The sequence below is a fragment of the Stutzerimonas stutzeri genome, from assembly GCF_038561965.1.
Taxonomy (GTDB): domain Bacteria; phylum Pseudomonadota; class Gammaproteobacteria; order Pseudomonadales; family Pseudomonadaceae; genus Stutzerimonas; species Stutzerimonas stutzeri_AA.
Genome location: NZ_CP139348.1, coordinates 2,741,423 through 2,753,044 on the forward strand (window position 1 = coordinate 2,741,423; position 11,622 = coordinate 2,753,044).

The window sequence follows — 11,622 nt, forward strand, 5'->3', positions numbered from 1 at the left end:
CCATGAAGATCGCCATCATCGGCAGCGGTATTGCCGGCCTCACCTGTGCGCACCTGCTTTCTCGCAAACATCAGGTTGCGGTATTCGAATCGGCCAGCTGGATCGGCGGACATACCCATACGGTAGATTTCCGCCTGCACGGCCGTGACTATGCCGTCGACACCGGGTTCATCGTCTTCAACGACTGGACGTACCCTAACTTCATCAAGCTGCTGGGCCAGCTCGGGGTGCGCTACAAGCCGACCGAAATGAGCTTCTCGGTCAGCGATCCGTTCAGCGGCGTGGAATACAACGGGCATGATCTGAACACCCTGTTCGCCCAGCGCAGCAACCTGTTCTCGCCGCCCTTCTGGGGCATGATCCGCGACATCCTGCGCTTCAATCGCGAAGCGCTGGACGACTACCACAACGGCCGCATCGGCACCCATGTCACGCTGGGCAACTACCTGCAGCTCGGGCGCTACAGCCAGCGCTTCATCGACCACTACATCGTGCCGATGGGCGCGGCAATCTGGTCGATGTCGCTGACCGACATGCTGGAATTCCCGCTGGAATTCTTCATCCGCTTCTTCAAGAACCATGGCCTGCTGTCGGTGCGCGAACGTCCGCAGTGGTACGTCGTCGAGGGAGGCTCCAGCGCCTATGTATCGCCGCTGACCAAGGGATTCAGCCAACACATACGTCTCAACTGCCCGGTATTCGAAGTGCTGCGCGACGAGTACGGCGTGACGATCCATAGCCCGGCGGGAGCCGAGCGCTTCGACAAGGTTGTTTTTGCCTGCCATAGCAATCAGGCGCTGGGTCTGCTGGCTGAGCCGAGCAAGCCGGAGCGCGAAATCCTCGGCGCCATCGGCTACGCCAGTAACGACGTGGTGCTGCACACGGACACCCGCCTGCTACCCAAACGCCAGCGTGCCTGGGCCAGCTGGAATTACCGCCTTGGCGGTCCGAACGAACAGCTGGCGGCTGTCACCTACAACATGAACATTCTGCAGGGTATCGATGCCCCGGAGACCTTCTGCGTCAGCCTCAACCAGACCGAAGCCATCGACCCGGAACAGATCCTCGCCTGCTTTTCCTACGATCACCCGCAATACAGCGTGGCCGGCATCGCTGCCCAGGCGCGCGCCGACGAACTGCAGGGCGCGAACCACAGTTATTTCTGCGGCGCCTACTGGGGCAACGGCTTTCATGAGGACGGTGTGGTCAGCGCGCTGCGCGTGGCGAATGCCTTCGGAGAATCGCTGTGACCAGCCCCATCGTGCACAGCGCGCTGTACTGCGGCTGGGTGCAGCATCGGCGCTTCGCCCCACGCGCCCACGCCTTTGCCTACCGCATGGGGCTGCTGTACCTCGACCTGGCGGAACAGGACGCCGTGCTCGGGCTTTCGCCGCTGAGCGGGCGCGCCCGCTTTGCCGCGTTCTCCTTCCGTGAGCGCGACTACCTGCCGGAATACACCGGCCGCGGCATATCACTGGCCGATGCGGTACGCCAGCGCGTCAGCGAGGCGCTCGGGCGGCCGGTCACCGGCGCCGTGCGCCTGCTGACCCAACCGCGCAGCTGGGGCCTTTGCTTCAACCCGGTCAGTTTCTTCTATTGCTTCGACGAGCAGGAACAGCTGGCTGCCGTGCTCTGCGAAGTCAGCAATACGCCCTGGCGCGAGCGATACCACTACGTGCTGCCGGCCAGTGGCAATCGCAACCTGCGTTGTTCGGTAGCCAAGACCTTCCACGTCTCGCCGTTTCTGCCCGGGGAGCTGGAATACCGCATGCGCTTCAACCCACCGGGACGGCGCATCGGCGTGCACATGGAGGACTGGCAAGGCGAGCAGAAGCTGTTCGACGCGACCCTCGGCCTGGAACGCCAGGCGCTGAATGCCGGCGCCGTGCACCGCTACCTGCTCAGTTTCCCCTGGATGACTGCCAAGACCCTACTCGCCATCTACTGGCAAGCCGTGCGGCTGTTGCTCAAGCGCACCCCGATTTTCACCCATCAGCCCGCTACAACCTCTTATGGGCTGGCCATCGATCACACATCCGGAGCCCGCCATGAAGAGCCCTAGCCTGAGCGTCAAAGCCCATCCGCTGGTTGGCATGGGGCTGGCCAGCGGATTGCTGCGCCGCACCGTACTGCGTCAGCTGGAAAAACTGCGCCATGGCCAGCTCACCCTGCAATTCGGCGGTGAGTCCCAGCTGTTCGGTGATCTGGCGAGCCCGCTGAAGGCCGAGATCCACATCGTCGACGGCGCGGCCTGGGGTTTGATTGCCGCCCGAGGCTCTATCGGCGCCGGCGAAGCGTATATCCATGGCTACTGGCACAGCCCGGACCTGACCGCGGTGATCCGCCTGTTCGTCGCCAACCTCGACGTACTCGACAGCATCGAGCGCGGCAGCCTGGCACTGTTCGGTCAACCGGTGATCAAGGCACTGCACTGGCTCAACCGCAACACCCGCGCCGGCTCGCAACGCAACATCGCCGCGCACTACGACCTTGGCAACGAGCTGTTCGAACAATTTCTCGACCCGACCATGATGTACTCGGCGGCCATGTTCGCCAGCCCCGAGCAGGATCTGGAACAGGCCCAGCTGCACAAGCTGGAGCGCATCTGCGAGAAGCTCGACCTGCAACCTGACGACCATCTGCTGGAAATCGGCACCGGCTGGGGCAGCATGGCGCTGTATGCCGCGGCCCGCTACGGCTGCCGAGTGACCACCACGACGCTGTCACGCGAGCAGTTCGCCTATACCCAGCAACGCATCGAGAAGCAGGGCCTGCAGGATCGCATCACCCTGCTGCTCAAGGATTACCGTGATCTCGACGGTCAGTTCGACAAGCTCGTTTCCATCGAAATGATCGAAGCGGTGGGCCACGACTTCCTGCCGACCTACTTCCGCCAATGCGCGCACTTGCTCAAGGATGACGGCCTGATGCTGCTGCAGGCGATCACCATGCGCGACCAGCGCTACGCGCAGGCGCGACGCAACGTCGACTTCATCCAGCGCTACATCTTCCCCGGCGGCGCCCTGCCCTCGCTGCAACGCATGCTCAGCGTGGTGTCCCAGGACACGGACATGAACCTGCTGCACATGGAGGACTTCGGCACGCACTACGCGCGCACCCTGCGGCTCTGGCACGAGAACTTTCGCCGCGCGCGCAGCGAGCTGGAACGGCATGGGTACGACGATTACTTCTACCGGCTCTGGGAGTTCTACCTGTGCTACTGCGAGGGCGGCTTTCTCGAGCGTGCCATCGGCACCGCACAGCTGCTGCTGGCCAAACCGGGCGCTCGTCGGAAACCGCTCTATGCCGGGTCAAGCGCCGCCTGCGATACCCGATAACACGATGCGCCATTCCACCCGGAGTACTTCATGAACACCGAAAGCGTCACGCTGCAAGCGCATTACCTTAAGGCCGATCGCATCATGCTGGGCGTCATCTGGTTTTTGGTTGCCTATTCCTTCGCGATTGGGGCGTTCTATGGCACCTGGGCCCAGGCGTTCGTCATCGGCGGGCTCACGGCTGTCGCGGTAACGGCGCTTCACCTGCTGATTCCGGGTCAGCGTTTATTGCGTTGCGTGATCGGCGCCGCGTTCATGGTGCTGTCCGCGCTGCATATCAACCAGGCGCACGGCATGCTGGAAATGCACTTCGGCATCTTCGCCCTGCTGGCATTCCTGGTGTACTACCGCGACTGGCTGCCAATCGTGGTCGCAGCAGCAACCATTGCGGTACACCACCTGAGCTTTTTCGCCCTCCAGCAACAGGGCAGCGGCGTGTTCCTGATGCCTGATGGCAACTGGGGCGAAGTGTTTCTGCACGCGTTCTACGTGGTGCTGGAAAGCGCAATTCTGATCTACCTGGCGATCCGCGCCGCCGCCGAAGCCCGTGAAGGCGAAGCGTTGCTCGGGGCGGCAGCGGCCATCACCGCCCATCCCGAACGCATCGACCTGAGCTACCGCAGCAAGGCCAGCGGGCCGGTCACTCAGCGCTTCAATCAGTTGCTCGACCAGTTGGGTGAACTGGTCGGCGCCGTGATACGGGATACCGCCGGGTTGGGCGGCACCGCTGCCAACCTCAGCCAGGCCACCCGCCAGCTGCGCGACGGCGCCAGCCGCCAGCTGGATGAAACCGCCTATATGGTCGAAGCCATGCAGCAGATGACAGTGGCAATCGACGACGTCGCCGGTCATGCCGACCGCGCTGCCCAGGCCGCGCAGGGCGCGAGCCAGAAAGCCGGCCAGGGCCGCAGCGCAGTCAGCACCGTGCGCAGCGAAATCGGTACGCTCGCCGAGCACATCGAAGGCACTGATCGTGTTGTTCAGGATCTTGCCGCGCAATCCGAACAGATTGACCGCGTGCTAGAGGTGATCCGCACCATCGCCGAACAGACCAACCTGCTCGCGCTCAATGCTGCTATCGAGGCCGCCCGGGCCGGCGAGCAGGGTCGTGGCTTTGCCGTGGTCGCCGATGAGGTGCGCAACCTGGCCCAGAAGACCGCAGCTTCCACCACCGAGATCCAGGGCATCATCAGCCGCCTGCAGCAAGGCAGCCGCAAGGCCACCGAAGCGATGCAGAACAGCCGCGACAGTGTTGCCCGTTGCGTCAACAGCAGCCAGGACACCACTGCTCTGCTGGATGCCATTGCCAGCGAAATCGAGGGCATCAGTCAGATGAACGAGATGATCGCCGCGGCGACCCACGAGCAGACCGCAGTTTCAGCCGACATGGGCCGCCATCTGCAGAGCGTTCAGCAGGTTGCCGAACGTAACGCGGGTGACGCCAGCGAACTCGACCACGACGGGCGCCAATTGCACGAACTGGCTGGCCGCCTCGGTAGCCTGAGCGGCCGCTTTACCGTGCAGTAAAGCGGTGCGGCGTCAACCGTGCCTGCCATGGCCGGCCGAATGACCAACGGCCATGGCGCTGGGTTGCTCGAAGGCCGCGCAGACCGCCGGCAGCAACAGCCGCGCATGCGACGGAATGCTCAGCCCACCCTCTTCCAGCACGATCACACCTTGTGCATGCAGGTGCTCCAGCGCAGGCCAATGCGGCGCATAGCGCTGCGGCATATCCACGCCGCTGTTCGCGGTAAGCGTGTCGAAATCCAGCGCGAAGCTGCAGCGCAGACTCTCGAGCAACATCCGATGCAGCAGGTCGACGTGGTCGGCGTGTAGGCCATAGGCGCTGGGTAACTGATCCTGGTCCAGCGTTTGCTGATAGACCTGCGCACTGCTGGTGTTCTGGCAATACAGCGCCCCGACCCGACTGATTGCGCCGGCACCGAACCCCAGGTGGTCGCAGTCGCCATGCAGGGTGTAGCCATGTATGTCGTGGTACAGCGCACCGATCTCCTGGGCCATCGCCAGGTCGTCGTGCGGCAGGACGAACTTGCCCAGGCCTATATAGCGATAGCCAGCGGCGCCAAGCTGTTCGACGCCGTAGCGGTACATCGCCAGGGTGTCGGCGACCGAGGCCAGGCCGAGGCGCGTCGGGCCGGACGAGGCGAGCGGCGCTGCGTCGCGGTAGTCGAACATCGTGACCTGGTCGGGTGCCAGCTCGATGATCGACGCCAGCTTGCGCGCAAAGCTTGCAGGCGTCTGCCAGGAGCGGCCGTAGCCGAGATCGAGGTTAACCGAGCGGTAGTGCAGCGCATGGGCAGCTTCAATCACCGCGCGAATGCGTGCCGAACTGCGGAAGTATTCGACCGTGCCGCCATCATCGGCGCGCAAGTCCGGCACCGCTACGCTGAGCTGATTGAAGCCGAGCTCATGCAGCGCGCCGATCAGCGGCCAGTCGACATGGGCCAACTCCACCTCGGCAAGAAAGCTTCCGGCACGGGGATCGACGAAGTTGAAACGCGCTTTGAGCTGCGTCACCAGTCTTCGCAGCGCCTCGATTCCCAGGCTGCCGACACTCAGCCGCAGCTGCTGGACCTGCTGCATCGGCCCGACATGGCAACCGAGCTGCTCGATCTCGCGCTCCAGACGTAGCTGATAGTCCGCGGCCTCGCCTGGCGCCAGTTCGACGCCACCGGGCTGGTGGATGGCTATCGACAACGGGCGACCGGCACGGCGGCTTTGCCGCAGCGCGCGCAGCAGGTCCAACGGCGCAATTCGGTCGGTGAAATCGACCGCAGACGGATACGTGCATTGTTGTTGCCCAATCTGCCCGTAGCGTTGTACCAGGGCGTCATCCCAGGTCACTGAGCCAAGCATAAGAGCCTCCCGGCATCGAATATCGCTTTAGCGGGCATCATCCGCGAGCCGCTGCCGACGGCGTTGACCCCCGTCAAGTAGGTGACAGATGGCGCGAGCGGCCGGCCGGACGGTCAGAAATTCGACGCGAGCATGCTGGATGGCCCGCTTGCCCCGGCGGCAGACTTTGGAAAATCTGCCTGCACGGTGATATTGATAGCCGGACCCCTATCGAACGGAGCTGCTCGTGATTCCCGACTCTTTATTGTCTACGTTGCGTTCAGCGCGCCATGTCGTCGTATTCACCGGCGCCGGGGTTTCTGCCGAGAGCGGTATCCCGACTTTTCGCGACGCGCTCACCGGCTTGTGGGAGCGTTTCGATCCAGCCGAGCTGGCCACACTGAACGCCTTTCGCCGCGATCCGGCACTGGTCTGGGGCTGGTACGAATGGCGACGGATGCGCGTGCTCCAGGCTCAGCCCAATCCCGCCCATCTGGCCATCGCCGAACTGGCGCGCCATGTACCGCAGCTGACGCTGATCACGCAGAACGTCGATGACCTGCACGAACGCGCCGGCAGCCAGGACGTGATCCACCTGCACGGCAGCCTGCATCAGCCGCGCTGCTTCGCCTGCGCCCGCGTGCCGACCGATCCGCTGCCGGCTGCCGACGAGCCCGAAGGCGGCCGCCGTGTGGAACCGCCCCGCTGCAGCCATTGCGGCGGACGGCTGCGCCCTGGGGTGGTCTGGTTCGGTGAGAACCTGCCGGCCGCTGCGCTGAACGCGGCGTTCCAGGCAGCCGGCGAATGCGACCTGCTGCTGTCGGTCGGCACCTCCGGTGTGGTCTATCCCGCGGCTCAGGTACCACATCTGGCATTGGAGGCCGGTGCCACCGTGGTGCATATCAATCCACAGGGCGAGGCTACGAGTGGCGTTCGCGAACACCTGCTCGCCCTGCCCGCCGGCGAGGCACTGCCCGAATTGCTCCGCGCGGCGTTTGGCGCCTGATGCAGAGGCATTTCCTTCCCTGCCGCGGGGCTTGATCGCCCCAAAGCGGGGAGCGCGATTGCACCGCCGCACTGTTCTGGTTCAAGCCTGCCGCGCTCAGCTCGCAGTTACGGAGGCTGATTTGCTCAGCGTCCAGGCAACCAACACCGCGTAACGCCGCGCAATCGCGCGACTTACAGCCGCAAATCCACGCTAGTGGACAAGCTGGCATACAACCTGCAATCACCCTGGCAACACCTGCCGCCTCGCGGCAGGGCGTCCCAGACGGTCAGCGGAGACCGTCAAGCCAACAGGCGCGGGACCGGGTGTAGCAGGCAACGAGGCCTGACCGACCACCCCACACACCACTAATTACCAGGCAAAGGCGCCTGGAGCTGATACCAGCTCCAGGCGCCTTTTTGCGTTTTGCCGGCCACGTGCCGCAGCAGCTCGACTGAGGAAAGGCCATGAGTTCTACCGTCACTCCGCTCACGCACGAAAAACTGGTCATCGTCGGCAACGGCATGGTCGGTCACCATTGCATCGAACAGCTGATCGAGCGCGGCGCCCTCACCCGCTACGAGCTGCACGTATTCGGCGAGGAGCGCCAGCGCGCCTACGACCGCGTGCACCTGTCCGAGTATTTCGGCGGCCGCGATGCCGAGTCGCTGGCCATGTGCGAGGCTGATTACTATGCCAGCCACGGCGTCTACACCCATCTGGGCGTGCAGGTGCTGGGCATCGACCGCGAGCGCAAGGAAGTCGTCACCAGCGCTGGCCGTCAGCCGTACGACCAGCTGATCCTTGCCACCGGCTCCTACCCCTTCGTGCCACCGATCACCGGTGCCGAAGGCAGCGCGCGACTGGTCTACCGCACCCTCGATGATCTCGACGCCATCCGCGCTGCCGCCACCAACGCCACGCGTGGCGTCGTGGTCGGTGGTGGCCTGCTCGGCCTGGAAGCAGCCAACGCGCTGAAGTCCCTGGGGCTTGAAGCCCACGTGGTCGAGTTCGCCCCGCGCCTGATGCCGGTTCAGCTGGACGACGAAGGCGGCGCGGCGCTGAAGGCGCGTATCGAGTCGCTCGGCGTTGGCGTGCATCTGTCGCGCGCCACCCAGGAGATCGTCGCCGGTGAGGATTACGCCTGGCGGATGAACTTCACCGACGGCGAATTCCTCGAAACCGACCTGATCGTGTTTTCCGCCGGCATCCGCCCGCAGGATGCCCTTGGCCGCGCTGCAGAGCTGGACATCGCCCCGCGCGGCGGCATCGTGATCGATAGCGAATGCCGCACCTCTGACCCGGCGATCTTCGCCATCGGCGAGTGCGCCAGCTGGAACGGCAGCGTGTTCGGCCTTGTGGCACCGGGCTATAGCATGGCGCGCAGTGCCGCCGCGCAGCTGGCCGACGAGCCGCACGAGCCCTTCTACGGCGCCGACATGTCGACCAAGCTCAAGCTGCTCGGCGTCGACGTCGGTTCCATCGGCGATGCCCACGGTGCCACGCCGGGCGCGCGCAGCTACCGCTTCATCGACGAGGCCAGCGCCAGCTACCGCCGCCTGGTGGTCTCGGCCGACGGCAAGACTGTGCTCGGCGCGGTGCTGGTCGGTGACAACAGCTATTACGACACCTTGCTGCAGTACGCGCAGAACGGCATCAAGCTGCCGGCCGACCCGTCCGCGCTGATACTGCCGCAGACCGAGGGCGCTCCGACCCTTGGCCCGGACGCGCTGCCAGCCAGCGCAACCATCTGTTCCTGCCACAACGTCAGCAAGGGCGCGGTGTGCTGCCAGGTCGACGCCGGCGTCACCGATCTCGGCGAACTCAAGGCGGCAACCAAGGCGGCCACCGGCTGCGGTGGCTGCAATGCCCTGCTCAAGCTGGTGTTCGATGCCGAACTGGCCGCGCGCGGCGTGGCGGTGGACAAGAGCCTGTGCGAACACTTCGCCTACACCCGCCAGGAGCTCTACGGCATCGTCCGCGTCGAGGGCATCCAGAGCTTCACCGAACTGATGATCAAGCACGGCCGCGGGCATGTCGGCTGCGACATCTGCAAGCCGACGGTGGGCTCGATTCTCGCCTCCTGCTGGAACCAGCCGATCACCGATCCGGCGCTGATTCCGCTGCAGGACACCAACGACACCTTCATGGCCAACATGCAGAAGAACGGCACCTACTCAGTAGTGCCGCGTATTCCGGGTGGTGAGGTAACACCTGAAGGGCTGATCGCCATCGGCCAGGTGGCGAAGAAATACGATCTCTACACCAAGATCACTGGCGGCCAGCGCATCGACCTGTTCGGCGCCCAGCTGCACGAGCTGCCGGACATCTGGGGCGAGCTGATCGCCGCCGGCTTCGAGACCGGCCATGCCTACGGCAAATCCCTGCGCACGGTGAAATCCTGTGTCGGCAGCACCTGGTGCCGCTACGGCGTGCAGGACAGCGTCGGCATGGCGCTGCGCCTGGAGGATCGCTACAAGGGCCTGCGTGCGCCGCACAAGATCAAGTTCGCCGTATCCGGTTGCACCCGCGAATGCGCCGAGGCGCAGAGCAAGGACATCGGCGTGATCGCCACCGACAAGGGCTGGAACCTCTATGTCTGCGGTAACGGTGGTATGCGCCCGCGGCATGCCGAGCTGTTCGCCACCGACCTCGACGACGAAGCGCTGATCCGCACCATCGACCGCGTGCTGATGTTCTACGTGCGCACCGCGGACAAGCTGCAACGCACCTCGGTCTGGCGCGAAAGCCTGGAAGGCGGTCTCGACTACCTGAAGGCCGTGGTCCTCGATGACAGCCTGGGCCTTGCCGCCGAACTGGAAAGCCAGATGCAGCACGTCGTCGACAGCTACGAATGCGAATGGGCCAACGCCATCAACGACCCGGAGAAGCTCAAGCGCTTCCGCACCTTCGTCAATGATCAGCGCGGCGACCCGGACATCCACTTCGTCAAGGAGCGTGGCCAGCGTCGGCCGGTGCGCGCCAGCGAACTTCACCTGATTCCCCTCACCCAGGAGGCGCTCTGATGAGCCAGTCCAACGTTGTTCGTCTCGACTCCCGTTCCACCGCGCCAGCGGCATGGCAGGCGCTGTGCAGCCGGCATGATCTGGTCGCCAACTCCGGTGTGGTGGCCTGGCACGAAGGCGCTCAGGTCGCGCTGTTCCACCTGCCCGACAATGCCGAAGGCGACCAGCTGTTCGCCGTCGACAACCGCGACCCCAAATCCGGCGCCAACGTGATCGGCCGCGGCATCGTTGGCAACATCAAGGGTGAGCTGGTGATCGCATCGCCGCTGTACAAGCAGCATTTCCGCCTCGCCGATGGCAGCTGCATGGAATACCCCGAGCAAAGCCTGCGCGTCTGGCCGGTACGCCTGGCCGGCGACGAGGTGCAGATCGCCGTCGGCTGAGTCCCCGTTTACTCACGATTGCAACCACTCCCACACCGGTGCTGAGCCCGTGGGAGCGGTCTTGACCGCGAACGAACCTTAAGCAACGCCTAACGCCTCGATCACAACAACGCTCAGCCAGGCCCCGGTACGACCGCCGGGACGGCCCTTGATTGCCAATTAAAGAGAATCCGCCATGTCCTACATAGTCCCCGCCGAGTTCGTCACCAAGATGGTGGACGCCGGCGAATCGAAGATCTTCATGTCCACCCGCGACACGCTGATCCGTGCCTTCATGGCTGGCGCCATCCTCTCCCTCGCCGCGGTGTTCGCAATTGCCGTGACCGTGCAGACCGGTTCGCCGCTGGTTGGCGCGATGCTGTTCCCGGTGGGTTTCATCATGCTTTACCTGATGGGCTTCGACCTGCTGACCGGCGTGTTCATGCTCACCCCGCTGGCCCTGCTCGACCGCCGTCCTGGCGTGACCGTCAGTGGCATTCTGCGCAACTGGGGTTGGGTGTTTCTCGGCAACTTCGCCGGGGCGCTGGTGGTCGCCTTCATGATGGCTTTCGTCTTCACCATGGGCTTCTCCACCGACCCGGGGCCGATCGGCGAAAAAATCTCGCACATCGGTGAGGACCGCACCCTGGGTTACGCCGAGTTCGGCGCGGCAGGCTGGGCGACCATTTTCCTGCGCGGCATGCTGTGTAACTGGATGGTCTCGATGGGCGTGGTCGGCGCGATGATCTCCACCTCGGTCAGCGGCAAGGTCATCGCCATGTGGATGCCGATCATGCTGTTCTTCTTCATGGGCTTTGAGCATTCGGTGGTGAACATGTTTCTGTTCCCCTCGGCGATGATCATGGGCGGCGACTTCTCGGTGATGGACTACATGCTCTGGAACGAGATCCCCACCGCCTTGGGCAACCTGGTCGGCGGCCTGGCCTTCACCGGGTTGACGCTCTACACCACCCACGTGCGCACCGCCCCCAAGCGCACCGTCTACTGACCCTGGAGTTAACGAAGGCCCCGGCTCGCATGCGCGCCGGGGCTTT

General features: G+C 64.4%; 9 protein-coding genes. 8 read left to right on the forward strand and 1 reads right to left on the reverse strand.

Translation table 11 applies throughout. The features are described from left to right. Positions 1-2: 2 nt before the first annotated feature. Genes SM130_RS12375 through SM130_RS12390 form a run of 4 tightly spaced genes read left to right on the forward strand, consistent with a single transcriptional unit; the run spans position 3 to position 4,865 of the window. Complete coding sequence (locus tag SM130_RS12375) at positions 3-1,250, forward strand: NAD(P)/FAD-dependent oxidoreductase (RefSeq protein ID WP_102825748.1); 1,248 nt, start codon at positions 3-5, stop codon at positions 1,248-1,250. 11 nt (positions 1,251-1,261) lie between these two features. Next, complete coding sequence (locus SM130_RS12380) at positions 1,262-2,062, forward strand: DUF1365 domain-containing protein (protein ID WP_181019280.1); 801 nt, start codon at positions 1,262-1,264, stop codon at positions 2,060-2,062. After that, complete coding sequence (locus tag SM130_RS12385; protein ID WP_102825746.1) at positions 2,049-3,338, forward strand: SAM-dependent methyltransferase; 1,290 nt, start codon at positions 2,049-2,051, stop codon at positions 3,336-3,338. Before SM130_RS12380 ends, SM130_RS12385 begins: the two co-directional genes overlap by 14 nt. Positions 3,339-3,368: 30 nt before the next feature. After that, a complete protein-coding gene (locus SM130_RS12390; RefSeq protein ID WP_102825745.1) occupies positions 3,369-4,865 on the forward strand; it encodes a methyl-accepting chemotaxis protein in 1,497 nt (498 codons plus the stop codon). A gap of 12 nt (positions 4,866-4,877) precedes the next feature. Here SM130_RS12390 and SM130_RS12395 read toward each other — a convergent pair whose 3' ends face one another. Further along, positions 4,878-6,215, reverse strand: a complete 1,338-nt coding sequence (locus SM130_RS12395; RefSeq protein ID WP_102825744.1) for a coproporphyrinogen III oxidase — start codon at positions 6,213-6,215, stop codon at positions 4,878-4,880. A gap of 226 nt (positions 6,216-6,441) precedes the next feature. On the opposite strand from SM130_RS12395, the gene SM130_RS12400 reads away from it, so the two are divergent. The 4 genes from SM130_RS12400 to SM130_RS12415 all read left to right on the forward strand — a co-directional run bounded on the left by SM130_RS12400 (position 6,442) and on the right by SM130_RS12415 (position 11,576). Beyond that, positions 6,442-7,200: an SIR2 family NAD-dependent protein deacylase gene (locus tag SM130_RS12400; RefSeq protein ID WP_102825743.1), complete on the forward strand. Its 759-nt coding sequence runs from the start codon at positions 6,442-6,444 to the stop codon at positions 7,198-7,200. Between the two features lie 446 nt (positions 7,201-7,646). Then, positions 7,647-10,205, forward strand: a complete 2,559-nt coding sequence (gene nirB / locus SM130_RS12405; RefSeq protein WP_102825742.1) for a nitrite reductase large subunit NirB — start codon at positions 7,647-7,649, stop codon at positions 10,203-10,205. Next, complete coding sequence (gene nirD / locus SM130_RS12410; RefSeq protein ID WP_102825741.1) at positions 10,205-10,588, forward strand: nitrite reductase small subunit NirD; 384 nt, start codon at positions 10,205-10,207, stop codon at positions 10,586-10,588. Before nirB ends, nirD begins: the two co-directional genes overlap by 1 nt. 175 nt (positions 10,589-10,763) lie before the next feature. Further along, the gene (locus SM130_RS12415) at positions 10,764-11,576 is read left to right on the forward strand and encodes a formate/nitrite transporter family protein (RefSeq protein WP_102825740.1); all 813 of its coding nucleotides are present in this window, start codon (positions 10,764-10,766) and stop codon (positions 11,574-11,576) included. Positions 11,577-11,622 lie beyond the last annotated feature (46 nt).

Bases quoted from the DNA above. Each gene is read 5' to 3' on its own strand.
- SM130_RS12390 (WP_102825745.1), top strand. From the start codon at position 3,369: ATGAACACCGAAAGCGTCACGCTGCAAGCGCATTACCTTAAGGCCGAT.
- SM130_RS12375 (WP_102825748.1), top strand. From the start codon at position 3: ATGAAGATCGCCATCATCGGCAGCGGTATTGCCGGCCTCACCTGTGCG.
- nirB (WP_102825742.1), top strand. From the start codon at position 7,647: ATGAGTTCTACCGTCACTCCGCTCACGCACGAAAAACTGGTCATCGTC.
- nirD (WP_102825741.1), top strand. From the start codon at position 10,205: ATGAGCCAGTCCAACGTTGTTCGTCTCGACTCCCGTTCCACCGCGCCA.
- SM130_RS12395 (WP_102825744.1), bottom strand. From the start codon at position 6,215: ATGCTTGGCTCAGTGACCTGGGATGACGCCCTGGTACAACGCTACGGG.
- SM130_RS12415 (WP_102825740.1), top strand. From the start codon at position 10,764: ATGTCCTACATAGTCCCCGCCGAGTTCGTCACCAAGATGGTGGACGCC.
- SM130_RS12385 (WP_102825746.1), top strand. From the start codon at position 2,049: ATGAAGAGCCCTAGCCTGAGCGTCAAAGCCCATCCGCTGGTTGGCATG.